28 protein-coding genes, 3 tRNA genes and 1 pseudogene are annotated in these 26,689 nt (G+C 74.6%); 13 read left to right on the top strand and 19 right to left on the bottom strand.

Features of this window, described 5'->3' with window-relative positions; all coding sequences use genetic code 11:
• Window positions 1-202: 202 nt before the first annotated feature.
• From rplA to J1M44_RS03055, 5 genes are all read right to left on the bottom strand, one after another.
• On the bottom strand, window positions 203-910 hold the full coding sequence (gene rplA, locus J1M44_RS03035) for a 50S ribosomal protein L1 (protein WP_144824759.1): 708 nt from the start codon (window positions 908-910) through the stop codon (window positions 203-205).
• A gap of 77 nt (window positions 911-987) precedes the next feature.
• Entirely contained in the window at window positions 988-1,419 is a 432-nt protein-coding gene (gene rplK, locus J1M44_RS03040) for a 50S ribosomal protein L11 (protein WP_002854778.1), read from the bottom strand.
• Window positions 1,420-1,551: 132 nt separating this feature from the next.
• Window positions 1,552-2,436: a transcription termination/antitermination protein NusG gene (gene nusG, locus J1M44_RS03045; RefSeq protein WP_144824758.1), complete on the bottom strand. Its 885-nt coding sequence runs from the start codon at window positions 2,434-2,436 to the stop codon at window positions 1,552-1,554.
• A gap of 104 nt (window positions 2,437-2,540) precedes the next feature.
• Window positions 2,541-2,792, bottom strand: coding sequence for a preprotein translocase subunit SecE (secE, locus tag J1M44_RS03050; protein WP_002854774.1), 252 nt, complete (start codon window positions 2,790-2,792; stop codon window positions 2,541-2,543).
• An 80-nt stretch (window positions 2,793-2,872) separates the two neighbouring features.
• Window positions 2,873-2,945, bottom strand: a tRNA-Trp gene (locus tag J1M44_RS03055).
• A 173-nt stretch (window positions 2,946-3,118) separates the two neighbouring features.
• On the opposite strand from J1M44_RS03055, the gene J1M44_RS03060 reads away from it, so the two are divergent.
• Complete coding sequence (locus J1M44_RS03060; protein WP_144824757.1) at window positions 3,119-4,327, top strand: pyridoxal phosphate-dependent aminotransferase; 1,209 nt, start codon at window positions 3,119-3,121, stop codon at window positions 4,325-4,327.
• Between the two features lie 48 nt (window positions 4,328-4,375).
• Here the strand turns inward: J1M44_RS03060 and J1M44_RS03065 are convergent, their stop codons facing one another.
• Together J1M44_RS03065 and J1M44_RS03070 are read right to left on the bottom strand one after the other, a co-directional pair.
• Window positions 4,376-5,074: a LuxR C-terminal-related transcriptional regulator gene (locus J1M44_RS03065; protein ID WP_144824756.1), complete on the bottom strand. Its 699-nt coding sequence runs from the start codon at window positions 5,072-5,074 to the stop codon at window positions 4,376-4,378.
• The gene (locus J1M44_RS03070) at window positions 5,071-6,330 is read right to left on the bottom strand and encodes an ATP-binding protein (RefSeq protein WP_144824755.1); all 1,260 of its coding nucleotides are present in this window, start codon (window positions 6,328-6,330) and stop codon (window positions 5,071-5,073) included. The genes J1M44_RS03065 and J1M44_RS03070 overlap by 4 nt, the downstream gene beginning before the upstream one ends.
• Before the next feature lie 96 nt (window positions 6,331-6,426).
• Here J1M44_RS03070 and J1M44_RS03075 point away from each other — a divergent pair, with 96 nt between their 5' ends.
• The 4 genes and pseudogenes from J1M44_RS03075 to J1M44_RS03090 all read left to right on the top strand — a co-directional run bounded on the left by J1M44_RS03075 (window position 6,427) and on the right by J1M44_RS03090 (window position 9,615).
• The gene (locus J1M44_RS03075) at window positions 6,427-7,491 is read left to right on the top strand and encodes a PspC domain-containing protein (RefSeq protein WP_144824754.1); all 1,065 of its coding nucleotides are present in this window, start codon (window positions 6,427-6,429) and stop codon (window positions 7,489-7,491) included.
• A gap of 178 nt (window positions 7,492-7,669) precedes the next feature.
• Window positions 7,670-7,795: pseudogene (locus J1M44_RS03080) on the top strand (integrase core domain-containing protein); the annotation flags it as partial.
• A 39-nt stretch (window positions 7,796-7,834) separates the two neighbouring features.
• Window positions 7,835-8,866 carry a 6-phosphofructokinase gene (locus J1M44_RS03085; protein ID WP_206480514.1) on the top strand — a complete coding sequence of 344 codons (1,032 nt, stop codon included), beginning with the start codon at window positions 7,835-7,837 and terminating at the stop codon, window positions 8,864-8,866.
• Window positions 8,863-9,615 (top strand): hypothetical protein, encoded by a 753-nt coding sequence (locus tag J1M44_RS03090; protein WP_206480516.1) that lies wholly within the window; start codon window positions 8,863-8,865, stop codon window positions 9,613-9,615. The genes J1M44_RS03085 and J1M44_RS03090 overlap by 4 nt, the downstream gene beginning before the upstream one ends.
• A gap of 13 nt (window positions 9,616-9,628) precedes the next feature.
• Here the strand turns inward: J1M44_RS03090 and ygfZ are convergent, their stop codons facing one another.
• From ygfZ to J1M44_RS03105, 3 genes are all read right to left on the bottom strand, one after another.
• Window positions 9,629-10,825 carry a CAF17-like 4Fe-4S cluster assembly/insertion protein YgfZ gene (ygfZ, locus tag J1M44_RS03095; RefSeq protein WP_206480518.1) on the bottom strand — a complete coding sequence of 399 codons (1,197 nt, stop codon included), beginning with the start codon at window positions 10,823-10,825 and terminating at the stop codon, window positions 9,629-9,631.
• The gene (locus tag J1M44_RS03100; RefSeq protein WP_002854758.1) at window positions 10,822-11,502 is read right to left on the bottom strand and encodes an FABP family protein; all 681 of its coding nucleotides are present in this window, start codon (window positions 11,500-11,502) and stop codon (window positions 10,822-10,824) included. The genes ygfZ and J1M44_RS03100 overlap by 4 nt, the downstream gene beginning before the upstream one ends.
• A 187-nt stretch (window positions 11,503-11,689) precedes the next feature.
• Entirely contained in the window at window positions 11,690-12,496 is an 807-nt protein-coding gene (locus tag J1M44_RS03105; RefSeq protein WP_227448719.1) for a hypothetical protein, read from the bottom strand.
• Between the two features lie 100 nt (window positions 12,497-12,596).
• On the opposite strand from J1M44_RS03105, the gene mshD reads away from it, so the two are divergent.
• The 7 genes from mshD (at window position 12,597) to asd (ending at window position 18,082) form a co-directional block, all read left to right on the top strand.
• Window positions 12,597-13,550, top strand: a complete 954-nt coding sequence (mshD, locus tag J1M44_RS03110; RefSeq protein ID WP_206480519.1) for a mycothiol synthase — start codon at window positions 12,597-12,599, stop codon at window positions 13,548-13,550.
• Window positions 13,551-13,687: 137 nt separating this feature from the next.
• Window positions 13,688-14,698, top strand: a complete 1,011-nt coding sequence (locus J1M44_RS03115) for an NUDIX hydrolase (RefSeq protein WP_049161625.1) — start codon at window positions 13,688-13,690, stop codon at window positions 14,696-14,698.
• A 75-nt stretch (window positions 14,699-14,773) separates the two neighbouring features.
• Window positions 14,774-15,130, top strand: a complete 357-nt coding sequence (locus tag J1M44_RS03120) for a GNAT family N-acetyltransferase (RefSeq protein ID WP_002854752.1) — start codon at window positions 14,774-14,776, stop codon at window positions 15,128-15,130.
• Window positions 15,131-15,253: 123 nt separating this feature from the next.
• Window positions 15,254-16,084: a thymidylate synthase gene (locus tag J1M44_RS03125; protein WP_063188680.1), complete on the top strand. Its 831-nt coding sequence runs from the start codon at window positions 15,254-15,256 to the stop codon at window positions 16,082-16,084.
• Between the two features lie 22 nt (window positions 16,085-16,106).
• A complete protein-coding gene (locus J1M44_RS03130; RefSeq protein WP_206480521.1) occupies window positions 16,107-16,667 on the top strand; it encodes a dihydrofolate reductase in 561 nt (186 codons plus the stop codon).
• A 1-nt stretch (window position 16,668) separates the two neighbouring features.
• Window positions 16,669-16,899: an NF038396 family protein gene (locus tag J1M44_RS03135; RefSeq protein WP_060775029.1), complete on the top strand. Its 231-nt coding sequence runs from the start codon at window positions 16,669-16,671 to the stop codon at window positions 16,897-16,899.
• 10 nt (window positions 16,900-16,909) lie between these two features.
• Entirely contained in the window at window positions 16,910-18,082 is a 1,173-nt protein-coding gene (gene asd, locus J1M44_RS03140) for an aspartate-semialdehyde dehydrogenase (RefSeq protein WP_206480523.1), read from the top strand.
• Between the two features lie 177 nt (window positions 18,083-18,259).
• Here the strand turns inward: asd and J1M44_RS03145 are convergent, their stop codons facing one another.
• From J1M44_RS03145 to J1M44_RS03175, 7 genes are all read right to left on the bottom strand, one after another.
• A complete protein-coding gene (locus J1M44_RS03145) occupies window positions 18,260-19,459 on the bottom strand; it encodes a UDP-N-acetylmuramate dehydrogenase (protein WP_206480525.1) in 1,200 nt (399 codons plus the stop codon).
• Window positions 19,456-19,947 (bottom strand): MaoC/PaaZ C-terminal domain-containing protein, encoded by a 492-nt coding sequence (locus J1M44_RS03150; protein ID WP_123244259.1) that lies wholly within the window; start codon window positions 19,945-19,947, stop codon window positions 19,456-19,458. The genes J1M44_RS03145 and J1M44_RS03150 overlap by 4 nt, the downstream gene beginning before the upstream one ends.
• Window positions 19,947-20,396: an FAS1-like dehydratase domain-containing protein gene (locus J1M44_RS03155; protein WP_063188667.1), complete on the bottom strand. Its 450-nt coding sequence runs from the start codon at window positions 20,394-20,396 to the stop codon at window positions 19,947-19,949. Before J1M44_RS03155 ends, J1M44_RS03150 begins: the two co-directional genes overlap by 1 nt.
• A 40-nt stretch (window positions 20,397-20,436) precedes the next feature.
• Complete coding sequence (locus tag J1M44_RS03160) at window positions 20,437-20,730, bottom strand: hypothetical protein (protein ID WP_049161645.1); 294 nt, start codon at window positions 20,728-20,730, stop codon at window positions 20,437-20,439.
• 89 nt (window positions 20,731-20,819) lie between these two features.
• Window positions 20,820-20,893: transfer RNA gene (locus J1M44_RS03165), tRNA-Met, on the bottom strand.
• A 60-nt stretch (window positions 20,894-20,953) separates the two neighbouring features.
• Window positions 20,954-21,025: transfer RNA gene (locus J1M44_RS03170), tRNA-Thr, on the bottom strand.
• 87 nt (window positions 21,026-21,112) lie between these two features.
• Entirely contained in the window at window positions 21,113-23,218 is a 2,106-nt protein-coding gene (locus J1M44_RS03175; RefSeq protein ID WP_206480526.1) for a DEAD/DEAH box helicase, read from the bottom strand.
• A gap of 309 nt (window positions 23,219-23,527) precedes the next feature.
• On the opposite strand from J1M44_RS03175, the gene J1M44_RS03180 reads away from it, so the two are divergent.
• The gene (locus J1M44_RS03180; RefSeq protein WP_060974118.1) at window positions 23,528-24,157 is read left to right on the top strand and encodes a hypothetical protein; all 630 of its coding nucleotides are present in this window, start codon (window positions 23,528-23,530) and stop codon (window positions 24,155-24,157) included.
• 40 nt (window positions 24,158-24,197) lie between these two features.
• On the opposite strand, the gene J1M44_RS03185 is transcribed toward J1M44_RS03180, so the two are convergent.
• Both J1M44_RS03185 and J1M44_RS03190 read right to left on the bottom strand, forming a co-directional pair.
• Window positions 24,198-25,406 (bottom strand): amidohydrolase, encoded by a 1,209-nt coding sequence (locus tag J1M44_RS03185; RefSeq protein WP_141843950.1) that lies wholly within the window; start codon window positions 25,404-25,406, stop codon window positions 24,198-24,200.
• Between the two features lie 67 nt (window positions 25,407-25,473).
• Window positions 25,474-26,628, bottom strand: a complete 1,155-nt coding sequence (locus J1M44_RS03190) for a cystathionine gamma-synthase (RefSeq protein WP_060775052.1) — start codon at window positions 26,626-26,628, stop codon at window positions 25,474-25,476.
• Window positions 26,629-26,689 lie beyond the last annotated feature (61 nt).

The raw sequence follows: 26,689 nt of genomic DNA on the forward strand, positions 1-26,689 counted from the left end.
TGCGCGGGCCGTCTCCGTCAGGGAGATCCTTCGGTGGGCTCTGCCCGGAGGCAGGGCACCACGACCGGCGGTCTTCGGTAGGCACCAGCGTACACGTCCGGGGCGGGCCCGCAAAATCGACCCGGGACGACGTCGGCCGGTCGTCCCCGCAGCGGGGACGACCGGCCGACGTCGTGGGCCCCGGTCACCGGGGCCGCGTGGCTCAGAGCTCCGAGGAGTCCACCGAGGTCACGTTCGGGTCCATGGGCACGCCCGGGCCGAAGGTGGTGGCCACGGTGGACTTGGAGATGTAGCGGCCCTTGGAGGAGGACGGCTTCAGACGAAGGACCTCCTCGAGGGCCGCGGCGTAGTTCTCCACCAGGGCCTTGGCCTCGAAGGAGGTCTTGCCGATGATGAAGTGCAGGTTGGAGTGCTTGTCGACGCGGAAGTCGATCTTGCCGCCCTTGATGTCGGCCACGGCCTTGGCCACGTCCGGGGTCACGGTGCCGGTCTTGGGGTTCGGCATCAGGTTGCGGGGGCCGAGCACCTTGCCCAGACGGCCGACCTTGCCCATGAGCTCCGGGGAGGCCACGGCGGCGTCGAAGTCCACCCAGCCCTCGGCGATCCGGGCGATCAGGTCGTCGTCGCCCACGACGTCCGCGCCGGCGGCGCGGGCGGCCTCGGCGCGGTCACCGGTGGCGAACACGACGACGCGGGCGGTCTTGCCGGTGCCGTGGGGCAGGCTCACGGAGCCGCGGACCATCTGGTCGGCCTTGCGGGGGTCGACCGAGAGGCGGAGGGCCACCTCCACGGTGGCGTCGGTCTTGGAGGGGTTGGTCTCCTTGGCGAGACGAATCGCCTCCACCGGCGAGTACAGATCCTCGCCGATCGCGGCCTTGGCCGCCTTGTATGCCTTGCTGCGCTGTGCCATCTGCGTTCTTCTCCTTGTGCAGTCGTGGTCTGCGGACCGCGCTCGGCCCTGCCACTGGAAGGGGGTGGGGGTGGGCGTCAGCCCTCGACGGTGATGCCCATCGAGCGGGCGGTGCCCGCGATGATCTTGGCGGCGGCCTGCACGTCGTTGGCGTTCAGGTCCTCCATCTTGGTCTGGGCGATCTCCTCGCACTGGGCCTGGGTCAGCGTGCCGACCTTGGCCGTGTGCGGGGTGGCGGAGCCCTTGGCGACGCCGGCGGCCTTCTTGATGAGCTCGGCGGCCGGCGGGGTCTTGGTCACGAAGGTGAACGAGCGGTCCTCGTACACGGTGATCTCGACCGGGATCACGTTGCCGCGCTGCGACTCGGTGGCGGCGTTGTACGCCTTGCAGAACTCCATGATGTTCACGCCGTGCTGGCCCAGGGCGGGGCCGATGGGCGGGGCCGGGTTGGCGGCGCCGGCCTGGATCTGAAGCTTGATCAGACCGGTGACCTTCTTCTTGGGAGCCATGAGTGGATCCTTCTCTCACTGGGGGACCCTCGGCGCAGGAGCGCACCGGGGGCGGTGGCCGCCGTGGCGCGGCGGCCGGTGCCGCGTCCGGGCCGGCAGGCGGCCGGCCCGGTGCGGAAGCGTCGGGTGTCCTCAGATGGCCTTGGTCACCTGGTTGAAGGACAGCGTCACGGGGGTCTCGCGCTCGAAGATCGAGACGAGCACCACGAGCTGCTGGGCCTCCGGCTTGATCTCGGAGATCGTGGCCGGGAGGGTCTCGAACGGGCCGTCGTTGACGGTGACCGACTCGCCGACCTCGAAGTCCACGTGGATCGCGGGGGCGACGGGCGCACCGGACTCGGCCGAGGCGGGAACGGCCAGGCCGGCCTTCTCGGCGGCGCGGGCGGCCTCCTGGATCACGGACGGGGCGAGCATGTCGTACACCTCGTCCAGGCTGAGCGGCTGCGGGTGGTGGGCGTCGTTGCCCACGAAGCCCGTGACGCCCGGGGTGTGCCGCACGACGCCCCACGAGGCGTCGTCGAGGTCCATGCGGACGAGCACGTAGCCCGGGATGCGCACGCGCGAGACGATCTTGCGCGTGGTGTTCTTGATCTCCACGACCTCCTCCATGGGGACCTCGATCTCGTAGATCGAGTCCTCCATGTCCTGGGTCAGGATGCGGGCCTCGAGGTTCGTCTTCACGCGCTTCTCGTAGCCGGCGTAGGTGTGGACGACGTACCAGTCGCCGGGCTGGCGGCGCAGGCGGGTGCGCAGCTCCTCGGCGGGGTCCACGGCGGGCTCGTCGTCGGCCTGCTCCTCGACGGGGGTCGGCGCGTCCTCGCCCTCGGCGACGGCCAGGTCGGCCTCCTGCACGGTGGCCTCGGCGGTCTCGTCACCGCTGCCGGCGGCCTCGTCCAGGGCGTCCTCGACGGGCGTCCCGGCGTCCTGCGCGGTCTCGGCGGTCTCCTCGGCCACGGCGTCCTCCGACATCGGGACGGACTCCTCGGCGGGCTGACGATCCAGTTCCTGCTCGGACACGGTTCCTGCTTTCTGCTGACGGACGGCGGGCCCTGCCGTCGGGGAGGGCCCTCACGGGCGTGCGGGGGACGCGTCCTGCGACGTCGGGACCGTCCGCGCCGGGCTCAGAGGCCGCCGGCGCCGAACAGGAGACCCGCCACGGTGCCGAACACCCAGTCCAGCCCCATGACCAGCAGGATCATGAACGCCACGAAGGCGAGCACCACTCCGGTCGTGCGCAGCAGCTCCTCGCTCGTGGGGGTGACGACCTTGCGGAGCTCGTCCACCACCTGGCGCAGGAACAGCGCGATCCGCGCGAACAGCCCGCGACGCTGCCTGCTCGGCGTGGGGGTGGGCCCCCCGCCGTTCGCCGCCATCTCAGTCACGTGGCCTCACTCGTCGGATCGCCGAATCGCTTTCTACACGTCCGATGCCGAGCACGAGGCCCGGCATCGAGCAGGGCAGACAGGACTCGAACCTGCAACCTGCGGTTTTGGAGACCGCTGCGCTACCAATTGCGCCACTACCCTTCGGACCGACGGAGCCGGCCGAACCCTCGCGGGATCGACCGTGATCGCGGTACCGGAGATCCAGGATACGCCATCGGGCGGCGGGAGTCGAACGGGCCCCGGGCAGTCAGTACCCTGGCAGGACGGAGTCCCGCTCCGCCCCGCCCTCCCCGTCGAGCTCGAAGAAGGTCCCCATGGCCGCGCCCGCCCGCCGCGTCTCCGCCCGTCTGTCCGCCATCGCGCCCTCCGCCACCCTCGCCGTCGACGCCCGCGCCAAGGAGCTCAAGGCCGCCGGGCGCCCGGTGATCGGCTTCGGCGCCGGCGAGCCCGACTTCCCCACCCCGGACTACGTCGTGGAGGCCGCCGTCGCCGCGGCCCGGGACCCGAAGAACCACCGCTACTCCCCCGCCGCCGGCCTGCCCGAGCTGCGGGAGGCGATCGCGGCCAAGACGCTGCGCGACTCCGGCGTGTCCCTCGAGGCCGCCCAGGTGCTCGTGACCAACGGCGGGAAGCAGGCCGTGTACAACGCCTTCGCCGCCCTGCTGGACCCGCAGGACGAGGTGCTCGTCCCCGCCCCCTACTGGACCACCTACCCGGAGGCGATCCGCCTGGCCGGCGGCGTGCCGGTGGAGGTGTTCGCCGGCCCCGAGCAGGGCTACAAGGTCACCGTGGACCAGCTCGACGAGGCCGTCACGGACCGCACCAAGGTGCTCCTGTTCGTTTCCCCCTCCAACCCCACCGGCGCCGTGTACTCCCCCGAGGAGACGGCGGCGATCGGCCAGTGGGCACGGGAGCGGGGGCTGTGGGTGGTCACCGACGAGATCTACGAGCACCTGACCTACGACGGCATGCCGTTCACCTCGATCGTCCGCGCCGTGCCCGAGCTGGCGGAGCAGTCCGTGATCCTCAACGGCGTCGCCAAGACCTACGCCATGACGGGCTGGCGCGTCGGCTGGATGGCCGGCCCGCTGGACGTGGTCAAGGCCGCCACGAACCTGCAGTCCCACGCCACCTCGAACGTGGCCAACGTGTCGCAGCGGGCCGCGCTGGCCGCCGTCGCCGGCCCGTTGGACGCCGTGGCGGAGATGAAGACGGCGTTCGACCGCCGGCGCCGGGCCATGGTCGAGGCCATGAACGCCGTGCCGGGCTTCCACTGCCCCACCCCGCAGGGCGCGTTCTACGCGTACGTGGACGTGCGGGAGGCGCTCGGGAAGACCTACCGCGGCGGCGTCACCCCCACGACGTCGGCCGAGCTGGCCGCCTTCATCCTCGACGAGGCGGAGGTCGCCGTGGTCCCGGGCGAGGCGTTCGGCCCGTCCGGCTATCTGCGTCTGTCCTACGCGCTGGGCGATGCGGACCTCGCCGAGGGCGTCGAGCGCATCCGCGCCCTGCTCAGCGCCTGAGCCGCACAACCCCGCCCCTGAGCCCCGCGACGCCGCGTGCCGCGGGGCTCAGGCGTATCCGCGGCGCGCGGCCCAGCGGGTCAGCTCGTGACGGTTGGAGAGCTGGAGCTTGCGCAGCACGGAGGACACGTGGGTCTCGACCGTGCGGTCCGAGATGAACAGCTCCGCCCCGGCCTCCCGGTAGGTGTAGCCGCGGGCGATCAGCCGCATGACCTCCCGCTCCCGTGCCGAGAGGCGGTCGAGGTCCTCGTCGGGGGCCGCAGCCCCGCTCGTCGCCGCGGCGGGGACGGGCGCGGGCGCGGGCGCCGTGCCGCGGAAGGCGTCGAGGACGAACCCGGCCAGTCGGGGCGAGAACACGGCATCGCCGTCGGCCACGCGGACCGCCGCGTCCGCCACCTCCGCGCCGGAGGCCGTCTTGGTGATGTAGCCGCGGGCCCCCGCACGGATCACGGCGACGACGTCCCCGGCCGCGTCCGAGACGGACAGTGCCAGGAACCGCTGCGCGGGTCGGCGCGCGAGGACGCGTTCGGCCACCTCCGCTCCCCCGCCGCCGGCCCCGCCGGGCAGGTGCACGTCCAGCAGCACCACATCCGGCGCCAGCTCCAGCACGGTGCGGACGGCCTCGTCCACGTCCCCGGCCTCGCCGACGATGGCCAGCCGGTCCGGGTCCAGGTCGGCGCGCAGGCCGGAGCGGAAGATCGCGTGGTCGTCCACGATGACGGCCGTGCGCGGGGCGGGGTCGGTCATGGGTGCTCCTGTCCGGTGCGCGCTCGCGCTCCCTCGGGCTCGGTCAGCGTCAGGTGGACCTCGGTGCCGCCCGGGCCGGACCGGATGCGGGCGGCCCCGCCGGCACGCTCCATGCGGCCGAGGATCGACTCCCGCACGCCGAGCCGGTCGGCCGGGACCGTGTGCAGGTCGAAGCCGGGGCCGCGGTCCCGGACGAACACCTCCGCGACGGTGCGGCCGTGGTCGTCCTCACCGGCCTCCGCGAAGACCTGCGCGTCGCCGGCGTGCCGGGCCGCGTTCTGTATGGCCTCGCGTGCCGCGGCCGCGAGCGGCTCGAGCCACGCCCCCGCGGCCCGCCCCACGGCCACGACCTCCACCCGGGACCCGTGCGCGTCCTCGACGGCGGCGGCGTGCTCTTCGAGCGCCTCCGCCAGGGAGTGCGGGCCGCCACGGGAGTCCAGGGCGAGGAACTGACGCAGCTCACGCTCCTGGGCGCGGGCCACCCGGGCCACCGCGTCCGCGTCATGGGCGCGCCGCTGGATGAGGGCGAGGGACTGCAGCACCGAGTCGTGCAGGTGCGCCGCGATCTCGGCGCGCTGGGCCTGCACCGCGAACGCGGTCCGCTCCGCGTCGCGTCGGCGCAGCCAGGCCAGGACGTAGGGCATGGCCACCAGCGCCGCGCCGGCGAGCATCGCGACGGCGGCCAGCAGGGCCCGCCACAGCTCGCCCGAGCTCACGGCGCCCAGGACGATGGACAGCACCGCCAGCAGCACGAGGGCCGTACCGAGCACGAGGCGGACCAGTCGTCCGCTCCGCCCGGCCCGGGGCCCGCCCGCCAGGTCGAGCTGCATCCAGGCCAGGCCGAGGCCGATCACGAGGACGGCCACCGGGCCCACGAGCGCCCAGTCGACGGCGAGGCCGAGGCCGTCCGCGACGGTCAGCACGCCCACGCCGAGCACCACGGCGGCCAACAGGACCGGCCAGCCGCCCTCGCGCACCCGCTCGAGCACCTCGGGGGCGCGACCACGGAGGGTGGGGGCGTCGGCGGCGGGAGCGCCGTCCGGGCCCTCCTCCGGCATGAGAAGCCAGAGCCACACGTACAGGGCCAGGCCCGCGCCCCCCACCAGGCTCAGCAGCGCCAGGGCCGCGCGGACGCGGCCGACGGGCACCCCGAGATGCCGGGCGAGCCCCGCGGCGACGCCGGACACCGGGCGGTCGGCCCCGTGCCGCATCAACGGCGGACGCGGGGCCTGCGCGGGCGCGGACGGGGTGGGCATGCCCCCATCCTGCCGCGTCGGACGGTGCGGCACATCCGGGGAGGATTCCGGGAGTTCCCGGATGGGCGGGGGCCGCGGGCGGACGAGGATGGAGACATGACGAGCACACACGACCCGTTCACCGGCCCCGGCCCCCACGTCGCCCCCGACGGAGCCGCCGCGGGCGAGACCGGCCCCGACGGGCTGGACGCCCTGCCGGGCTGGCTGCGCCGCGCCGTCCTGGGCTGGGGCGTGCGCCGCTCGCCGGCCTCGTGGGTCGGCGGGGTGCTCGGCGGCGTGGCCGAGCGCTACCGCATCGACCCGCTGCTCGCCCGCGGCGTGTTCGTCGCCGTGTGCATGGTCTCCGCGGGCCTGGGCCTGCTGGCCTACGCGGCCGCCTGGGCCGTGCTCCCCGACGCCGACGGACGCGTGCAGTTCGGCCGCCTGCGCCGCGGGGAGTGGCAGGACGCCACCGTGGCCATCGGCGTGATCGGGGCGATCGGCGCCCTCAACCTGCTGCTCGGCGCCGGGTTCACCCTCATCGCCCCGGCCGTGGGCGGCCCCGGCTCCCTGGTGGGCCTGGGCGCGCTGGCCGTGCTCGTCTGGTGGCTCGTGACCCGCTGGGACGGCCGGGCGCAGGCCCGCGTGGCCCCGGGCCGGGCCCCCGACGCCGACCAGCCCACCCACGCCGTGCCGCGCCCGGCCTGGTACGTCGGCGGAGGTCCGCGCGAGCGGACAGCCGAGGTCGCCGACCCGCACGGCTTCCGCCCCGAATGGATCGACCCCGCGACCGGCACGTGGCGCGACCACCTCCACTCCCGCGAGCGGCGGGCCGCGGCGCGCCTGGCCGACGAGGCCCCGCGGGCGGCCACCGCCCCGACCGGCTCGGGGTCCGCAGCCACGGCCGCGAAGCCGCGCCTCGGGCCGATCGCGCAGGCCGCCGCCTACGCCGGGGCCGTCCTCGCCGCGCTCGCCGCCCTCGGGACAAGCCTGCTGCTCGGCGTCGGTCCGACCCCCACGCTGCTGGCCGTGCCGATGCTCGTGGCCGCGCTCGCGGTGATCGCCCCCGTCATGCTGGGCGCTCTGCTCAGCGGCCGTCGTCCCGGCACCCTCGGCCCGGCGAGCGGCATCCTCGTGGGTGCGACGGCCCTCCAGGTCGCCGCCCTCGTGGCCCTCGGCTGACCCGCCGCCCGTCGCCCGTCCCCTGACGCGACGCGGCGGGCACGCCTAGGTGTTGTGGGTCATGAGGTTCTTGCCACGGGGTACGGGCTGAGATGAGACGAGCGGGCCCCTGCCGCAGGATGGAAGTTCCTCAACAACCCACCTGCCAGAAGAGACCCGCTCATGACTCACGCTAACGCGTGAGGCCCTGGCGGTGTGGGTGAACCACTACAACTACCATCGGCCTCATACCTCCTGCGGGGACGCCCCGCCAACCTCGTTGGCACCGGCCCGAGTCAACAACGTCATGCCCTCCTACACCTAGGGTGGTGCCGACCCCCACGAGAACGCCCGAGAGGACCCCATGCGCGTCGGAATGCTCACCTCCGGAGGCGACTGCCCCGGCCTGAACGCCGTCATCCGCTCCGCCGTCCTGCACGGCATCAAGTCCTACGACATGGAGATGGTGGGCATCCGCAACGGATGGTCCGGCCTGATCGAGAAGGACGTCGAGGACCTGCCCCGCTCCCGCGTGCGCGGCCTGGCCCGCACCGGCGGCACCATCCTCGGCACCTCGCGCACGCACCCCTACGACGCGGAGGGCGGCGGCCCGGAGAACATGCTCCGCAACCTGCGCGAGCTGGACATCGACGCCGTCATCGCCATCGGCGGCGAGGGCACCCTGGCCGGCGCGAACCGCCTGGCCGCGGACGGGCTGCCGATCGTGGGCGTGCCCAAGACGATCGACAACGACCTGCAGGGCACCGACTACACGTTCGGCTTCGACACGGCCGTGCAGATCGCCACGGACGCCATGGACCGGCTGCGCACCACGGGCGAGTCCCACCACCGGTGCATGGTCGCCGAGGTCATGGGCCGCCACGTCGGCTGGATCGCCCTGCACTCGGGCATGGCCGCCGGCGCCCACGCGATCCTCATCCCCGAGGTCCGCACCCCCATGTCCCAGGTCGCCGAATGGGTGCAGCAGGTCCACGGCCGCGGTCGTTCCCCGCTCGTCGTGGTGGCGGAGGGCTTCATCCCCGAGGGCCACGACGACCCGCTGGCCGAGGCCGGCGTCGAGGCGTCCGGCCGGCCGCGTCTGGGCGGCATCGGCGAGTGGGTGACCCGCGAGATCGAGGAGATGACGGGCATCGAGACGCGCAGCACCATCCTGGGCCACATCCAGCGCGGCGGCGCCCCCACCGCCACGGACCGCGTGCTCTCCACGCGCTTCGGCATGGGCGCCGTCGACCTCGTCGCCCAGCGTCGCTGGGGACAGATGGTGGCGGCCAACGGCACGGAGATCATCTCCATCCCCATGAGCGCCGCCCTCAAGGGCCTCAAGCAGGTGCCGGTCTCCCGCTACGACGAGGCGAAGATCCTGTTCGGCCGGTGAGACACGACCACCCCGCCGTCGGCGTGCTGACCCTCGGGCTGGCGCGTCGGCTCGGCCTGCCCGACACGGCGCTCCTGCCCGACGACGCCCCGGCGGCGGGCGCCGAGCCGCGCCGCCTCGAGGTGGCCCGGCAGGGCGTGGCCGAGGCGGAGGTGCTCGCCCTGCCCTGGGCCACCGTCGTGGCGGGGCCGGCGTGGTTCACGCGTGCCTGCCGCGGCGTGCCCGCCGAGGCGCTGGGCGTGGAGTCGGCCCTGCTGCGGACGGCGGTGCGGGCCGCCGCCGGGGAGGCCGTGCGCTCGCGCGGCGAGTTCACGCTCTACGCGGCCGAGGAACCGCCGCCGGTCGACCCCTCGCGCACCGTCGCCGTGTCCGACGACCCCGCCCACGTCCACGCCGTGGCCGCGCAGGCCCCCGCGGACGACGTGGCCGAGGCGGGTGTCCTCTCCTGGGAGTCCTCGGCCGCGCTCGTTCCCGACGACGGCGCGGGACGGGCGATCGAGGCCCCGGTGGCGGCCGCGGGGTATCGCGTGACGGGCGGCGTGCTGGCCTCGCTGGGCACCCTCACCCCACCGCTGCTGCGCGGTCGTGGGCTCGGCCGCTACGCGGTGGCCGTGGCGATGGACAGGGCGGCGCTGGAGGGGCTGCTGCCGTTCGCCGAGGTGCCGGCGGGCCACACGGCCGCGCACCACGTGGCGATCGCCGCCGGGCTGGAGGCGGCGGGCACGCGGACCGTGCTCGCACTGGACTGAGCGGGAGAGTCGGTCAGCGCAGGCGGCCCACGCCGCGCGGTCGGCCGACGACCTGCCCGGCGTCCGGGGACACGAGCGGCTCCTGGCTCGCGGCGATCCAGCCGCCCTCGGCGACACCGTCCTCGCCGGGAGCGTCCTCGCGGACCAGCAGCTCGGCGTCCACGGGCACGGTGCGCTTGAGCAGCGCCAGGGCGACGGCGCCCGCCTCGTGGTGCTGGGCCGCAGCGGTGACCGTCCCCACCGGACGGGCGGCGGCGCGGGCCTCGGGCGTGTCCTCGGCCGGCCGGAGGATCACGGGGGCACCGTGCTCGGGGAGCGCGTGGACGGAGCCGTCCAGGAGCAGGCGGGTGAGGCGGCGGGGCGGGCGTCCCAGGTTGTGCACGCGCGCCACGGTCTCCTGACCGCGGTAGCAGCCCTTCTCGAGGTGCACGGCGGTGCGCAGCAGGTCCAGCTCGTGCGGGATCGCGCGGTCGTCCACGTCGAGGGCACGGCGGGGGCGGCCGGCCTCGATGCGCAGCGCCTCAGCCGCCGTCGTGCCCGCCAGGGACCAGCCCGCGAGCGCGCCCGTGCCGAGTGCGCGGGCGGTGGCCTCGAGGTCGGCCCGGGTGATGAGGTACTCGCGCCAGGCCCAGTCCGCCCCCGGGTGGGCCTCGGGATCCGGATCGGCCGTGTAGGCCCAGCCGCCCGCCCCGACGCGGGGCCACGGGTCCAGCCACACGGTGCGGTCCTCCCAGCCGGGCACGGGCGCGGTGGCACCCACGACGGCGACCGCCCCGGTGTGGTCCCGCAGCGTGACGTCGTGGGAGAAGCGCATCGAGGTGAGCCACGCGGCCAGGCCCGGGCCGTCCTCGCGGTCCGTCACGAGCCAGGCCGCGGCGCCGTCCTCGAGGAGGTGGGCGGCGTGCTCGATCCGCCCCTGCACGTCGAGGAAGAGGATCTCGGTGCTCGTGCCGGGGGGCAGCGTCTCGACGTGCTGCGTGCCGAGCGTGTGCAGCCAGCTCAGCCGGTCCGGGCCGGACACGGAGAGCACAGCCCGGTGGGAGAGGTCGACCAGGGCGCGGCCCCGGGCGAGGGCGCGCTGCTCGGGCAGGGGGCGACCGTAGTGCGCGGCGACGCCGCTGTCCGGGCCGCGGCCCTCGACGGCACCGCCGGCCGGCCCCTGCGGCTCGGCCACGGCCAGGTCCAGCAGCGGGCTGCGGGAGGCCGTCACGACTGCTCCCCCTCCTTCCGCCCGCCGGCGCCGCGAGGACGCTCGGCCCCCGGGGCGAGCCGACCCTCGGCCGCGCTCGGCATGCGGTCCAGGATGGCGGAGGCGTGCGCCTCGAGCTCGGCACCCGCGGCGTCCGCGACGTCCCAGCGCCAGAACAGCTGCCCGTTCACGAGACCGGCCATGCGTGTGGCCCGGTGGTACGGGCCGGCGGCGGAGCCGCGCAGGATCGCGTCCGTGGCCAACTGCAGCTGCGGGCCCTTGATGCGGCCGTAGTACAGCTCGGACAACGAGCCCGGATGCGTGATGGTGGCGGTCAGGCCGAAGCCCTCGTCACCGGCGCGCAGCCGCTCGACGTCCTCGGCGGAGCGGAACGCGGGGACGATGTCCGCCGGGCGCATGCCGGGGCCGACGTCGCCGTCGCGCCGCTCCCGGTCCACCTGCCAGAAGCCGGACTCCACGGTCAGCGGACGCAGCAGCGTGCCGTCCGCCTCGCACAGCCACGATTCCGCGCGGTACTCCACGAACGGCAGACCGTGCTCGGTGAAGTCCACCCGCTGGTAGAAGATCTCGGTGTCGGCGGAGCCGTCGCCGAGGCGGCCCTGGCCCTCCCAGCTGCCGATGAGCCAGGACAGGGGGGCGAGCTCGGGGGTGAGGTCGTACGGGAGTTCAGTCGCCATGGCAGATCACGGCGCGGCCCGCCAGCGGGCCGCGCGTCCTCAGCGCTGGCCCTTGAAGAGGCCGCTGATGACGACCGCGGCGACGGCGGCCATGCCCAGGCCGGCCAGGACCACGAGGGCCAGGAAGAAGATCTCGAGCGCAAGAAGGGTATCCATGCGGGACATCCTACCGAGCGGGCCCGACCTGTCAGGCCAGGAAGCCCACCATGACGTGCGCCACGACGCCGGCCGCCCCCACGGGCGCCAACGCGAGGGCGTAGCCCGCCCGCCGCGGGCGCAGGGTGGTGCCCACCGGCCGGTCCTCGGGCCGCGGCCGCGAGGACGGTGCCGTGGCGGCGGTCAGGGACACCAGCACGGCCACCGCGAGCGCCGCGGCCATGACGGCCGGCCGGTCCCGGGCGCCCACGCCGGCCAGCGCGGAGACGGGCCACGCGAGCACCGTGCCGAGGGGGATGACGACGAGCGCCAGGACTCCCGGCCGGCCCTGCATCCACGGGGTGAGGCCGACGAGGGAGACCGCGGCCACCGTGACCGCCAGGGTGATGACCAGCCCGGCGACCGCGGGGGTGTCGCTCCAGCGTGAGACGGCCACCCAGCACGCCGTCACGACGGCCATGAACGCCCCGCCCATCGTGGCGACGGTGGACTCGAGGCGCAGCGGCCGGCCGGTCCCGCGCACCAGCTGGACGACGAACGAGGCCATGGTGCTCCAGGCGACGACGACGGCGAGCGGTTCGAAGAGCGTCCAGGCCCCGCTGCGCCCGTCCTCGGGCGGCGGCCACAGCAGCATGAGCAGCACCGCGACGGCTCCGGCGACGGCCAGGGTGACGCTGAGCGAGAGGCGCGCGGGCGCCCCCATCTGCCTCGGCCAGCCCCAGGCGATGACCAGGATCACGACGGCGGCGGCGAGGGCGGCGGGGACCGGGCCCAGCAACGCGGCACCGCCCAGGACGAGGGCGGCGACGGCCGCACTCAGGGCCATGGACAAGCGCATCACCTGCCCCATCCTGCCAGGTGTGCACCGGCTCGGCCCTGGGCGGGCGACGGCGGGCGCACCTCGCGGGCCACCGCCCTCCTTCCGTAGGGTGGCCGGCATGGCCGAACACCCCACCCCCACGACCTCCGACGCCGACGAAACGCCGCGCGTCGTCACCCCGCGCCCGGAGCAGGCGTCCGCCGTCCTGGACCTGGCCGACCGCGCCGGGGCGGCGGACGGTCATCCCCCGCTCTCGGACCAGACGCGCGTGCTGCTCGCCCGCGGCGGGCAGCTCTGGTGGGGGGCCACCCAGGGTCCGGACGGGGCGATCGACGGCGCGGCCGTGCTCGTGCCCGAGGGCGCGGCGGCCGTGCTCGAGCTCGTCGTCGACCCGGCCGCACGCCGCACCGGACGGGGGACGGCCCTGGCCGACGCCGCGGCCGCCGCGGTCCGAGACCTGGCGCGGGAGGACACCACGAGCGTCTGGGCCCACGGCATGCTCCCGGGGGCGGTCCGGCTCGCCCGGCGGCACGGCCTCGAGCCCGTCCGCGAGCTGCGCCGGATGCGCCTGTCGCACGCGGCGCTCGCCGCCCTGCCGGAGGTGCGGCTCGCCGACGGGGTGGCCCTGCGCGGCTTCGTCCCCGGCCAGGACGAGCAGGCCTGGCTGGACGTGAACGCCGCCGCCTTCGCGGACCACCCCGAACAGGGCAGCCTGACCCGCGCCGACCTCGAGGACCGCATGGCGGAGGACTGGTTCGACCCCGACGGCCTCCTGCTCGCCGCCCGCGAGGCGGACGGGCGGCTGCTCGGCTTCCACTGGACGAAGGTGGAGCCGGATGTCGGAGGCGACGGCCCGCGCGTCGGGGAGGTGTACGCCGTGGGCGTCTCCCCCGAGGCCCAGGGCCTCGGCCTCGGCCGGGCCCTGACCCTGGCGGGGCTGCACCGGATGGCGGAGCAGGGGGTCGACGTCGTGGACCTGTACGTGGACGCGGACAACACGGCCGCCGTCGCGCTCTACACGTCCCTCGGCTTCGAGCTGTTCGCCGCCGACGCCCAGTACCGCCGCCCCTGAGACCCTCAGGCGGGGACCGGCCGGGCACATCCCGGCGGCCTCGTATCCTGGTGGGGCCGGCCCCCGTGGGGCCGACCACGCCCCGTGCCCTGCCCCAGCAGTCGTCGCGGCCGCCGCACCCGAGAGGAACCCGCCCCATGCCTTCGTCCCACGCCGACCGCGTCGCCCGCTGGTCCACGGAGGACCGCGTCTCGGAAGGCCCCCGCGCCGAGGTGCTGGCCGCCGGCATGCTGCCGTGGCGCCGCGTGCCCGGCGGCCTCGAGGTGATGGTGATCCACCGGCCCCGCTACGACGACTGGTCGTGGCCCAAGGGCAAGCTCGATCCGGGTGAGACGCTGCCGGAGTGCGCGGTGCGCGAGCTGCGCGAGGAGGTCGGCCTCGAGCTGAGGCCGGGCATCCCGCTGTGCGTGACCGAGTACGAGGTGCCCGGCAAGCGGGGCGCCCGTCGGAGCAAGGAGGTCTGGTACTGGGCCGCCGAGGTCGACGGCCAGCGCGCCCGCCCCGACGGCGACGAGGTGGACGAGGTCCGCTGGGTCGGGCCGGACGAGGCCCGGCGGCTGCTGACGAACGACTCGGATCGCGAACCGCTCGACCTGCTGCTGCGTGCCGCCTCCCGGGGGCGCCTGCGGACCGTGCCGCTGCTGGTGCTGCGCCACGCCAAGGCCAAGCCCCGCTCCTCGTGGTCGCGCGCCGAGCAGGAGCGTCCGCTGGCGGCGACGGGCCGGCGGCAGGCGCTCGCCGTCGAGGGCCTCGTGGCGGCCTGGCGGCCGGAGCGGCTGGTCTCCTCCCCGTGGCGCCGCTGCGTGGAGACGCTGGCCCCGCTCGTGAAGTCCAGCAGGCTGCCGCTGAAGACCAAGGGCGCCTTCACGGAGACCACGGCCCGGGAGAAGCCCAAGAAGACCCGCAAGGTGATGGCCGAGCTCATGGGCCGCTCCCGGCCCCTGGTCGTGTGCACGCACCGGCCGGTGCTGCCGACGCTGTTCGAGGTGGTCGAGGACGCCGCCGCCGGCCAGGCGGACCGCGTGCTGCGGGCCCTGCCGACCGAGGATCCGTGGCTGCGGCCCGGCGCCGTGCTCGTGGCGCACCGCGCCCTCGACCTCGACGGCGACGTGGTGGCCGTCGAGGTCTACGACCCCTGGGACGACTGAGCCGCCCGCACCGGCCTCGGCCCGCACGACCGGGCGACCGTTGAGCAGGCCCGCCCCCGGCCCTAGGCTCGGGTCATGGAGAACACCGCCGCCCAGAGCCAGCCCGAGAAGATCGTCCACGAGCGCCTCACGGTGACCCGGGACCCGGACCGACAGCGCTTCGAGCTGCGCCAGGACGGGACGTTCATCGGGTTCCTCGGCTACGACCAGGAGACCGTGCGCGGCGAGGACGGCGAGGACACCGTGGTCCTGCGCCTGCAGCACACCATCATCGACGAGCAGTTCGGCCGCCGCGGCTTTGCCCGCGCCCTCGTGACCATGGTCCTGGACCGGCTGCGCGCGGAGGGTGACCGGATCGTGCCCGAGTGCTCCTACGTGGAGGACTACCTGCGCCGCTACCCCGAGTACCAGGACATGGTGTTCCACGGCTGACCGGGGGCAGGGGGCCTGCCCTGCCGGCACCCGCCTCCCCGCCGTCCGGGCCGCGGGCTGGGATGCAGCCCCGCCTGCGCCGGGCCGTCGACGACGCTCAGCGCGTCCGCTCGGATCGCTAGAGTGGGCCGGGTGAGCATCCCGACCCCCTACGAGGACCTCCTCGCCGACGTGATGGCCCACGGGGCCGTCAAGACGGACCGGACCGGCACGGGCACGCGCAGCGTGTTCGGTCGCCAACTGCGCTTCGACCTGGCCGAGTCCTTCCCGCTGATCACCACCAAGCGCGTGCACTTCAAGTCGGTCGCGCTCGAGCTGCTGTGGTTCCTGCGCGGGGACTCGAACGTGCGGTGGCTCCAGGAGCGCGGCGTGCGGATCTGGAACGAGTGGGCGGACGAGGACGGCGAGCTCGGCCCCGTCTACGGCGTGCAGTGGCGCTCATGGCCCACCCCGGACGGGGGCCACATCGACCAGATCGCCAAGGTCGTGGAGCAGATCCGGACGAACCCCGACTCGCGCCGGCACATCGTCACCGCGTGGAACCCCGCCGAGGTGGACGAGATGGCGCTGCCGCCCTGCCACGCGCTGTTCCAGTTCTACGTCTCCCCCGGTCAGGACGGCGCCCCCGGGCAGCTCTCGTGCCAGCTCTACCAGCGCTCCGCGGACCTGTTCCTCGGCGTGCCGTTCAACATCGCCTCGTATGCGCTGCTCACGGTGATGGTCGCGCAGCAGACCGGGCTGACTCCCGGCGAGTTCGTGTGGACCGGCGGAGACGTGCACATCTACGCGAACCACGAGGAGCAGGTGCGCGAGCAGCTCTCCCGCGAGCCGTACCCGTACCCGCGGCTGCGGCTGCGGCGCACCCCCGCGTCGATCTTCGACTATGACTACGAGGACTTCGAGGTCCTCGACTACCGTCACCACCCCACCATCACGGCGCCGATCGCCGTCTGAGCCGAGGATGCGCAGCGACCCCATGAGCCGGGCCACCCGTCCCACCGAGCCCGTGATCGCCATGATCTGGGCCCAGACCCCCGAGCGCGTCATCGGCCGCGACGGCACCATGCCGTGGCACGTCCCGGAGGACCTCGCCCACTTCCGGGCCCACACGCACGGCCACCCCGTGATCATGGGCCGGCGCACGTGGGAGTCGTTCCCGGCGCGGTTCCGCCCGCTGCCCGGGCGCACGAACATCGTGGTCTCCCGCACCCTGACGGCCACCGAGGAGGCCGGCGCGGAGCTGCGGGCCGCGGGCGCCGTCGTCGTGCCGGACTTCGGGGCGGCCCTGGCCGCCGCGGCCGAGGCCGACGGTTGTGACACCGTGTGGGTGATCGGCGGGGCGACGCTGTACGAGCAGGCCCTCGGCGTGGCCTTGCGCGCCGAGGTGACCGTGATCGACGCGGACGTCGACGGCGACACGCACGCCCCGCCGCTCGACGCCCGCTGGCGGCGCACCGCCGTCGACCCCGCCCCCGACGCGTGGCTGGACTCCGCCTCCGGCCCGCGCCACCGCTTCGAACGATGGGAACGCGACTGACATGGCCCCGACCGACTCCGACCAGCGTCTGCTCTCCCCGCAGGCGGTCACGTTCCTCGCGCTCGTCGCCCTGCCCGTGCTGGCGTTCGTGTGCGCCGTGTTCGGGCTGATCCTCGTGCTGCAGGGCAAGACCATCGCCGGCCTGGTGTTCCTGCTCGTGCTGACCCAGGTGTTCGCCGTGGGCGGTCTCATCGCGTGGAACAAGCGGAAGCGCGCGCAGCAGGGCCGCTAGCCTGGAGGGCATGACTTCCGCTGCCCCCGCATCTGTGAACGCCCCCGACACGGCCGCCGTGCCCACCGTGGGCCTGGTCGGCTGGCGCGGCATGGTGGGGTCCGTCCTCCTGCAGCGCATGGTCGAGGAGGGTGACTTCGCCCGCGTCCATCCGGTCTTCTTCTCCACGTCCAACGCCGGCGGCCCCGCGCCCGTGCTCGAGGGCATGGCCGGCGACCCGGGCGTGCTCCAGGACGCGTACGACGTGGACGCGCTCACGGCCCTGCCCGTGATCCTCACCGCGCAGGGCGGGGACTACACGCAGGCCGTGTACCCGAAGCTGCGCGCCGCCGGCTGGGACGGCATCTGGATCGACGCCGCCTCCACCCTGCGCATGGCGGACACCTCCGTGATCGCGCTGGACCCCGTGAACCGCGACGTGATCGACGCCGCCCTGGCGAACGGGACGAAGGACTTCATCGGCGGCAACTGCACCGTCTCCTGCATGCTCATGGGCCTGGGGGGCCTGTTCAAGGCGGGCCTGGTCGAGTGGGGCACCGCCATGACCTATCAGGCGGCCTCCGGCGGCGGCGCCCGGCACATGCGCGAGCTGCTCACCCAGTACGCCGAGCTGGGCGGCGCGGTGCGGGCCGAGCTGGCCGATCCGGCGTCGGCGATCCTCGAGATCGACCGGAAGGTGATCGAGCTGCAGCGCGGCGGCCTGGACTCGACGCAGTTCGGCGTGCCGCTGGGCGGCTCGCTGATCCCCTGGATCGACTCCGACCTGGGCGACGGCGTCTCCCGCGAGGAGCGCAAGGCCTACGACGAGACCAACAAGGTGCTCGGGCTGACCGGGGCGGACCGGATCCCGTTCGACTCGCTGTGCGTGCGGATCGGCGCCATGCGCTCCCACTCGCAGGCCCTCACCCTCAAGCTCACCCAGGACGTGCCGTTGGACGAGGTCGAGCAGATCATCGCCGCGGACAACGAGTGGGTGCATGTGGTGCCGAACACCAAGGAGGCCACGGTCACCGACCTGACCCCGATCGCCGCGACCGGCACCCTGCAGATCCCCGTCGGCCGGCTGCGCAAGCTCAACATGGGTCCCGAGTACCTCTCCGCGTTCACCGTCGGCGACCAGCTGCTGTGGGGTGCGGCCGAGCCCGTGCGCCGCATGCTGATGATCGCCACCGGCAACCTCTGAGCCGCGACGCCAGCGCCGAGGCGCCCACCCGGCCCCGCCCCGGCCCACGTTTTCGTTCGGGAAACGGCGGGTGTTCGGGCGTCGTCGTTCGGGAAACGGCGCCCGAGCCGCCTAGGGGCGCCGTTTCCCGAACGAAAGCACTCCTGGGGGCGCCGTTTCCCGAACGAAAGTGAGGGGTCAGAGGCTGGTGCCGATGATCATCGGCTCGGGGTGCAGCTCGACGCCGAAGCGTTCGCGCACGCCGTCGCGCACGGTGCGCGCGATCGTCAGGACGTCCTCGGTGGTCGCGTCGCCGCGGTTGGTCATGGCGAGGGTGTGCTTCGTGGACACCGACGCGCGGCCTCCGGCCAGGCCGGTGCCGTCGGCTCCGCGGCCGTCCGGCCCGCCCTCGCGGGGGGCGACCTCGGGCAGCCCGAAGCCCTTCGCGAAGCCCGCGCGATCGATCAGCCAGGCCGCCGAGAGCTTCACGAGCGGCGTCCCGTCCTCGGCCTCCCCGGCCGCGAACGCCGGGGCGCCCTCGGGCAGGGCGGCCCGCACGGACGCGGGCACGATCGGGTTCGTGAAGTAGCTGCCCGTGGACCATGTGTCCGGGTCCGCCGGGTCGGACACCATCCCCTTGGCGGCGCGCAGGGCCAGCACCTCGCGGCGGACCACCGCGAGCGGGGCACGGGCGCCCTCCTCGACGTCGAGCGCGGCCGCCAGCTGCCCGTAGCGGACCGGCGCCGTCGGCTCGGCGTCGGAGGAGGCGCGGCGCAGCCGCAGGTCGATCGAGAGCACGATCCACCGGGGACTCGGCGCGCCGGTCTCCAGCATGGAGCGCTTGATGACGGAGTCGCGGTAGCCGAAGCGCAGGTCCGCCGGCGTCAGCTCGACGACGTCGCCCGCCTCCCGGTCCCACGCGCGCAGGGCGACGAGCACCTGCGAGACGTCCGCGCCGTACGCGCCGACGTTCTGCACGGGCGTCGCGCCGGCCGAGCCCGGGATGCCCGAGAGCGCCTCGATCCCGCCGAGCCCGTGCGCCACGGTCCATGCGACGGCGTCGTCCCACGGGTGGCCCGCCGCGATCCGCACGACGACGGCCCCCCCCTCGTGGTCCGCGGACCGGGCCCCGTCGCCGGCGGGCGGCGTCTCGCCCTCGCCGGGCAGCGGCCCGTCCAGCACGTGGATGCCCTCGAAGGCCAGCCGCACGACGGTGCCGGGGAAGCCGGCGTCCGCCATGAGGGTGTTGGAACCGCCGCCGAGGACGAACAGGGGCTCGCCCGCCGCGTCGGCGGCGCGCACGGCCTCGATCGCCTCGGCCTCGGTGCGCGCGGTGACCCACGCGCGCGCAGGCCCGCCGACGCGGGTGGTGGTGTGGTCCGCCAGCCGCTCGCTCACGCGCTCTCCCCCGCGGGGTCGGCCAGACGGACCACGGCCTGCGCCTTGGTCAGCACGCGCGGCTTCGCCGCGTCCGGGTTGGTGACGTTCAGGTCGATCCGCACGGTCCCGGCGGCCTCGTCCACGGCGCCGACCGTGCCGACGACCTCGAGCGTGGCGCCGGGGACGGGCGCGCCGTCGTCGTCCGTGCGCCCCGTGGTGTCCGCGACGGGCACCATGCCGGTGAAGCGGGTCTGGTAGTCGACGACGGCGCCCGGGTCGCCCGCCCAGTCCGAGACGAGCTGCACGGCCGCGCCCATGGTGAGCATCCCGTGGGCGATGACGCCGGGCAGGCCGACGTGCTCGGCGAACGTCGGGGACCAGTGGATCGGGTTGCGGTCGCCGGAGGCGCCCGCGTAGGCGACGAGGTCGGCGCGGGTGAACGTGACGGTGCGCGTGCCGACCACCTCGCCCCGGGCGAGGTCGGACAGGCGGGGGGCGGTGCTCATCAGGACTCCTCTCCCCGGACCAGCAGGGTGGACGTGACGGTGGAGACGGCCGCGCCGTCCAGATCCGCGATCTCGGTGACGGTGGTGACCATGCGGTTGCCGCCGAGGGACTTCACGGCCTCGACCCGCACGGTCGCCACGACCTCGTCCCCGGCCACCAGCGGCCGGTGGTGGACGAAGCGCTCGTCCGCGTGGACCACGCGCGAGAAGTCGATCCCCAGCTCGGGATCGGCGACGACGGCGGCCTCGGCGCGCTGGGCGATGACGACGGCGAAGGTCGGTGGGGCAACCAGGTCGGCGTGTCCCAGGGCCCGGGCGGCCGCGACGTCGTGGTGCGCGGGATGCCGGGCCTGCACGGCCTCGGCGAAGCCGCGGACCGCCTCACGACCGACCTGGAAGGGGGGCGCGGGCGGATAGCTCCGCCCGGCGACGTCGGGGTTCACGCTCAACTCGGGCCTCCTGCGGGACGGTTCTCGACTGCCGTCCAGCCTAACGGCCGGGGCGCCGCTCCCCCTGCCGGCGGGCGGCCTGGCGGAAGCGCACGAGCTGGGCGGACAGGTGCACGGCGACGCCCGCGCCGAGCACGCCCAGGGCGGTCCCGGAGACGGCGAGGCGTCCGGTGGTCCCGCCGACGACCGCCAGCACGATGCCCACGAGGAACAGTGCGGAGCCGGTCAGCACGAGCGTCCGGTACAGCCGGGAGCCGTGCTCCCACGGGGAGACGAAGCCGCGGGGCGCGGCGGTGCCGCGGGCGGGCTGGTGAGCGGGGCGACGCGTGGACATGCCCGCCAGGCTACCGGGGCGACGGACGGGCCCCGGAACGCGAAAGGACCCGGCCCCTCCGAGGAGGTGACCGGGTCCGTCCGATTCCGTAGCGGCGGGGGGACTCGATCCCCCGACCTCACGATTATGAGTCGTGCGCTCTAACCAGCTGAGCTACGCCGCCACGACACGAGAACGCCCGCACTCACGGTTTTCACGCCGCGAGGGCGGGCTCTCATGTCAGAGCCCCGACCGGGAATCGATCCCGGGACCTCCATCTTACCAAGATGGCGCTCTACCACTGAGCTATCGGGGCAACGAGGTGAGACTCTACCAGGGCCCCGGGGCCGATGCAAAATCGGCCCCGGGCACGGCCTCCGGCGGGGTCCGCACCCCGGCCGGATCAGCGGCGGGCGCCCCGATCCGAGCGCTCCTGGGCGCCCCAGCGGGGCTTGCGGCCGCCGGGGCGTCCCCCGCGGTCGCCACGGAAGCCGCGGTCGTCCCGGTCCTTGCGGAAGCCGCCACGATCCTCGCGGGAGCCGCGGTCGTCCCGGTCCTTGCGGTACCCGCCGCGCTGGCCGCCGTCGCGGTCCCCGCGGAAGCCGCCGCGCTCGCCGCGGTCCTTGCGGAAGCCGCCGCGGCGCTCACCGCGGTCCTCGCCGTCGCGCTCGGCGCGGGTCGGGCGACCGGTGTCCTTGCGCAGGCCGAGGCGACGGCCGTTGATCTCCGCGTTGGCCGCGGCCTCGAGCTGGGCCGAGGTCAGGTCCGCCGGCAGCTCGACGAGCGAGTGGTTGCCGCGCAGGTCGATCGCGCCGATGGCCGAGGCGGGCAGGCCCACCTCGTTCGCCAGCGCGCCCACGATGTTGCCCGGCCGCACGCGGTCCTGGTGGCCGACGGCGATCCAGTACGTCGCGTTGCCGGCCGCGGGCTCCCGGGCCGGGCCACGCGAGCCGCGGCCGTCACTCGTGCCGCGCTCACGGCCGCAGTCGCGGTCCTTGCGGTCCTTGCGGTCCCGGCCGCCGCCGGACGGGATCTCCTGTTCGCGGGCCAGCAGCGGGCGGCCGCCCTGGGCCATCATGCCCAGTGCGGCGGCCACGCGCGCCGGCTCGGCCTCGTGCTCGTCGACGTACGCGGCGACGATCTCGCCGAACACCGCCAGCTCCTCCTCCGAGGCACGCTCGAGGGTGCGGGTGATGCCGTCGGCGAAGCGGCGCTTGCGGGCCGCGTTGACGTCGGCGACGGAGGGCACGGCCATCTCCTCGACCTGCTGGCGGGTGGTCCGCTCGATCTGCTTGAGCAGGAAGCGCTCACGCGGGGTCATGAAGAGCACGGCGTCGCCCTGTCGGCCGGCGCGGCCGGTGCGGCCGATGCGGTGCACGTAGGACTCGGCGTCCTGCGGGATGTCGTAGTTGACCACGTGCGAGATGCGCTCGACGTCCAGGCCGCGGGCGGCGACGTCGGTGGCCACGAGGATGTCCACGCGGCCGGCCTTCAGGTCCTCGACGGTCTTCTCGCGCTGCTTCTGGGCGATGTCGCCGGAGATGGCCACGGCCTTGAACCCGGCGCGCGTGAGCTTCTGGGCGAGCTCCTCGGTGCCGGCACGGGTGCGCACGAAGGCGATGACGCCGTCGTGCTCCTCGGTCTCGAGGATCCGGCTCAGGGCCTCGAACTTCCACTGGTGGCCCACCTGCAGGTAGCGCTGGCGGATCGTGGCGGACGTCGTCGACTGACGGGCGACGGCCACCTCCTCCGGGGCGTTCAGGTACTGGGCGGAGATGCGGCGGATGGCCGGGGGCATGGTGGCGGAGAACAGCGCGGTCTGCTTCGTGTCCGGGGTGGAGGCGAGGATGCGGTCCACCTCCTCCGCGAAGCCCATGCGCAGCATCTCGTCCGCCTCGTCCAGCACGAGGGTCTGCAGGTCGGAGAGGTCCAGCGAGCCGCGCTCGAGGTGGTCGATCACGCGGCCCGGCGTGCCGACGACGACCTGCGCGCCCCGCCGCAGTCCGGCCAGCTGCGGGCCGTACGGGGAGCCGCCGTAGACCGCGAGCACGGAGACGTCGTCGAGATGCTTGGCGTAGCTGTCGAAGGCGTCGGCCACCTGGAGGGCGAGCTCGCGGGTCGGGGCGAGCGCGAGCACCTGCGGGGTGTCCGCGCGCCCGGTCACGTCCGTGGTCTCGGCGAGGCGGGACAGGGCCGGCAGCGCGAACGCGCCGGTCTTGCCGGTTCCGGTCTGGGCCAGGCCCACGACGTCGCGGCCCTCCAGCAGCAGCGGGATGGTCGCCTCCTGGATCGGCGAGGGGCGGGTGTAGCCCAGGTCCTCGACGGCGGCCAGCACGCGGGCGTCCAGGCCGAGGTCCAGGAAGGTGGGGCCGGCGGGCCCGGCCGGGGCCTCGGGGGCGGCGGGCTCGGCGGCGTCGACCTGCGGGACGGTCCCGGTGGCCTCCTGCTCCGCCTCGGCGAGCTCGGGGGCGACCTCGGCGGTGGTCTGGGGATCGAGGATGTCGGACATGGGTCCTCCTGTGGGGATGCGCGGGCGCACGCCGGAGGACGTCGGTCGCGGGTCGACGTCGTGGGGCGCAGGGGCCAGCTGGGTCAGATGATTCCGTCCACCCGGCAGCCCCCGAGGGCCACGACGTTCGTGACCCGCACACACATCTGCACAGACATCTGCAGTCCGGCGTGGCACACGCGTCCACGCTCATTCATCACAGGGGGAGAGACCGGATCCGGTCCGCCCAGTCTACGCCACCGGATCCCGGGCCGGGCTGTGCCCTCGGACACCCCGGTCGCTCACCGGCCGGGGCGATAGGCTCGGCAGGTGCCCCAGAACAGCGAAGACCGCCCCCTCGCCCGCGGGCTCGGCCGGGCCGCCGGCCGCGCCGCCCAGTCCTTCCGGGAGAATCAGCGGGCCGACGACGCACGGCTGCGCGCCGAGCGCGCCCGCCTCACCGCCGAGGACGAGGAGCGCCTGGAACGGCGCCGCGCGGACCGCGAGCGCGACCTGGTCGCGCGGGACGCGGCCGAGTCCGACGCCGGCCTCGTCCACCCGCTCCTGAAGGTCGCGCGCCTCTACTGGCTCGCGGTCACCGTGGTGCTGATCGGCATCGCGGGCGCGTTCCTCTGGAACGGGGCCCGCGCACAGGACAGCGGCGAGCCCGTCATCGATCCGCTCACCGGCATGGAGTCGGTGGGCGTGCTGGGCGGCGCGACGGGGCAGTTCACGATGGGCACCGCCGTCGCCCTGCTGGCCGCGGCGTCCCTGTGGGGCTGGATCGGTCTGCTGCGCCGCCGTCGTTCGGCGATCGGGACCCTGACGTTCATCGCCGTCCTGCTGGCCGCCCCCGCGTTCCTGCGGGCCAACGGCCTGCTGATCATCCTCGCCGTCGTGATGCTCCTGGGCGCCGCGCTCGTCTGGCTGCCGCCCGTGCGCTCGCGCGTGCGGCGCTGAGCCCGCGCGTCCCGCCCCCGCCGCCGGGCGGCGGCGCCGCTCAGTCCTCCACGGGACGGGCGGAGGCGACGACGGGCCGGGCCGTGGCGAGGTCGTACTCCATGACCTGACGGCCGCCGATCCACACGCGCAGGGCCCGCTGCATGACATCGAGCGGGTCGCCGGACCAGAGCACCAGGTCGGCATCCTTGCCCACCTCGAGGGAGCCGATGCGGTCGTCCAGCCCCAGCACGCGCGCGGGATGCAGGGTGATGGCGCGCAGGGCGGTCTCCCGGTCCAGGCCCTCCTTCACCGACAGCGCCGCCTGGTAGACGAGGAAGTCGATGGGCACCACCGGGTGGTCGGTGATGATGCTGATCTCGACGCCGGCCCGCGCCAGACGGCCCGGGTTGCGCATCGAGCGGCCCCGCAGCTCCGGCTTGGACTTGGTGGTGAACAGCGGGCCGATCAGCACCGGCACGCCGCGGGCCGCGAGCTGGTCGGCCAGCGGGTGCGCCTCGGTGCCGTGGTCCAGGACGAGGTCGTAGCCGAACTCGTCGGCCAGGCGCAGGGCGGTGGCGACGTCGTCGGTGCGGTGGCAGTGCTGGCGCCAGGGGATCGTGCGCTCCAGGACGAGGGCGAGGGCGTCGAGGTGGGGGTCGCGGGTGAAGGGCTTGTCCTCGCGCTCGGCCTCCGCGCGGCGGGCCATGTAGCCCTGCGCCCGCAGGAACGCCTCGCGGATCACGAGGGCGGTGCCCAGCCGCGTGGACGGGGTGCGGCCCTTCTCCTTGTAGACGTTCTTGGGGTTCTCGCCGAGGGCGGACTTCACGCCCGAGGGACTGCGCAGCACCATCTCGTCCACGGTGCGTCCGTGGGTGTGCAGCGCCACCGCCTGGCCGCCGATCGGGTTGCCCGAGCCGGGGTTCACGTTCACGGTGGTCACCCCGCCGGCCAGGGCGTCCTTCCAGCCCGGCTCGTTCGGGTCGACGGCGTCGATCGCCCGCACCCCGGCCATCACGGGGTCCGTCATCTCGTTGACGTCCGCGGTCGCACCGACCTCGCCCTCGGCGTGCATGCCCAGGTGGACGTGCGCGTCCACGAAGCCGGGCAGCAGCCAGCGTCCCTCGCAGTCCACCACCTCGGCGCCGTCGGGCGCTTCGACGTCGGGGCCGAGCGCGGTGATCCGGCCGTCCTCGACGAGCAGGGTGCCGTCGAACGGCTCGGCGGCGACGGGGACGACATGGGCATTGACGAAGGCGGTGAGGGTCATGCCCGTCACACTACGCCGCCCGGTGCTCCCCACCCGTGCGCTCACCTCTGGCACGGACGTCGGCGGGTCAGAGGCTGTCCAGAGCCCGCTCCAGGTCCGCCACGAGGTCCTCGGCGTCCTCGATGCCCACCGACAGGCGCAGCAGGTCGTCCGGGACGGCCAGCTCGGTGCCGGCCACGGAGGCGTGGGTCATCTCCGCCGGGTAGTTCATCAGCGACTCGATGCCGCCCAGGGACTCGGCGAGCTGGAACAGGCGGGTCGACTCGGCCACGCGGCGGGCCGCCGCGGCGCCGCCGGCCAGGCGCATCGAGACCATGCCGCCGAAACCGCGCATCTGGCGCTGCGCGAGCTCATGGCCGGGGTGGTCCGGCAGCCCCGGGTAGAGCACCTGGGAGACCTCGGCGCGGCCGGTGAGCCACTCGGCGACGGCCTGGGCGTTGGCCTGATGGCGGTCCATGCGCACCCCGAGCGTCTTGAGGCCGCGCGTGGTCAGGTACGCGTCCAGGGGCCCGTTCACGGCCCCCGCCGCGAACTGCTGGAACTTCACCTGCTCGGCGAGTGCGGCGTCCGGGATCACGAGCGCCCCGCCGATCACGTCCGAGTGGCCGCCGATGTACTTCGTGGTGGAGTGCACCACCACGTCCGCGCCGAGGGCGATCGGGGACTGCAGGTACGGCGTCGCGAAGGTGTTGTCCACCACGAGCAGGGCGCCGTGCGCGTGGGCCGCCTCGGCGACCGCGGCGACGTCGGAGATCTTCATCATCGGGTTGGACGGGGTCTCCAGCCACACCATGACCGGCCCCGCTGCGGCGGCGCGCTCGACGGCGGCGGCGACCTGCTCGGCGTCCCCCATGTCCACGACGACGTGCTCCACGCCCCACGGGGCGAGCACGCGGGAGATGAGGCGGTAGGAGCCGCCGTACACGTCGTTGCCGAGCACGATCGTCATGCCCGGCCGGCCCGCGCCCATGATCAGCGCGGTCTCCGCGGCCAGGCCGGAGGCGAACGTGAGGCCGGTGGCCCGGGGGGCGCCGGACTCGTCGACGCCCGCCTCGAGCGCGGCCAGCTGCTCCTGCAGCGCGTCCCGGGTGGGATTGGTGCCGCGGCCGTAGTCGTAGCCGCGCCGCAGCTCGCCGACGGCCGTCGGCGCGTACGTGCTCGAGAGGTGGATCGGCGGGACGACGGCGCCGAACACCTCATCCAGGTGCTGGCCCGCGTGCACGGCGCGCGTGCCGAAGCCTCCCCCTCGGGGGTGGGCGGGGGCGTCTTCGGCGCCGTCGTCC

Origin of the sequence: Micrococcus sp. KRD128, assembly GCF_017168395.1 — a bacterium.
Classification (GTDB): Bacteria; Actinomycetota; Actinomycetes; order Actinomycetales; family Micrococcaceae; genus Micrococcus; species Micrococcus luteus.

Bases quoted from the DNA above. Each gene is read 5' to 3' on its own strand.
- J1M44_RS03100 (WP_002854758.1), bottom strand. From the start codon at position 11,502: ATGGCGACTGAACTCCCGTACGACCTCACCCCCGAGCTCGCCCCCCTG.
- rplK (WP_002854778.1), bottom strand. From the start codon at position 1,419: ATGGCTCCCAAGAAGAAGGTCACCGGTCTGATCAAGCTTCAGATCCAG.
- J1M44_RS03070 (WP_144824755.1), bottom strand. From the start codon at position 6,330: ATGCCCACCCCGTCCGCGCCCGCGCAGGCCCCGCGTCCGCCGTTGATG.
- asd (WP_206480523.1), top strand. From the start codon at position 16,910: ATGACTTCCGCTGCCCCCGCATCTGTGAACGCCCCCGACACGGCCGCC.
- J1M44_RS03175 (WP_206480526.1), bottom strand. From the start codon at position 23,218: ATGTCCGACATCCTCGATCCCCAGACCACCGCCGAGGTCGCCCCCGAG.
- J1M44_RS03160 (WP_049161645.1), bottom strand. From the start codon at position 20,730: ATGTCCACGCGTCGCCCCGCTCACCAGCCCGCCCGCGGCACCGCCGCG.
- rplA (WP_144824759.1), bottom strand. From the start codon at position 910: ATGGCACAGCGCAGCAAGGCATACAAGGCGGCCAAGGCCGCGATCGGC.
- J1M44_RS03115 (WP_049161625.1), top strand. From the start codon at position 13,688: ATGCCTTCGTCCCACGCCGACCGCGTCGCCCGCTGGTCCACGGAGGAC.
- J1M44_RS03130 (WP_206480521.1), top strand. From the start codon at position 16,107: ATGAGCCGGGCCACCCGTCCCACCGAGCCCGTGATCGCCATGATCTGG.
- J1M44_RS03065 (WP_144824756.1), bottom strand. From the start codon at position 5,074: ATGACCGACCCCGCCCCGCGCACGGCCGTCATCGTGGACGACCACGCG.
- J1M44_RS03120 (WP_002854752.1), top strand. From the start codon at position 14,774: ATGGAGAACACCGCCGCCCAGAGCCAGCCCGAGAAGATCGTCCACGAG.
- J1M44_RS03135 (WP_060775029.1), top strand. From the start codon at position 16,669: ATGGCCCCGACCGACTCCGACCAGCGTCTGCTCTCCCCGCAGGCGGTC.
- mshD (WP_206480519.1), top strand. From the start codon at position 12,597: ATGGCCGAACACCCCACCCCCACGACCTCCGACGCCGACGAAACGCCG.
- J1M44_RS03060 (WP_144824757.1), top strand. From the start codon at position 3,119: ATGGCCGCGCCCGCCCGCCGCGTCTCCGCCCGTCTGTCCGCCATCGCG.
- J1M44_RS03085 (WP_206480514.1), top strand. From the start codon at position 7,835: ATGCGCGTCGGAATGCTCACCTCCGGAGGCGACTGCCCCGGCCTGAAC.
- J1M44_RS03075 (WP_144824754.1), top strand. From the start codon at position 6,427: ATGACGAGCACACACGACCCGTTCACCGGCCCCGGCCCCCACGTCGCC.
- secE (WP_002854774.1), bottom strand. From the start codon at position 2,792: ATGGCGGCGAACGGCGGGGGGCCCACCCCCACGCCGAGCAGGCAGCGT.
- J1M44_RS03185 (WP_141843950.1), bottom strand. From the start codon at position 25,406: ATGACCCTCACCGCCTTCGTCAATGCCCATGTCGTCCCCGTCGCCGCC.
- J1M44_RS03105 (WP_227448719.1), bottom strand. From the start codon at position 12,496: ATGCGCTTGTCCATGGCCCTGAGTGCGGCCGTCGCCGCCCTCGTCCTG.
- J1M44_RS03150 (WP_123244259.1), bottom strand. From the start codon at position 19,947: ATGAGCACCGCCCCCCGCCTGTCCGACCTCGCCCGGGGCGAGGTGGTC.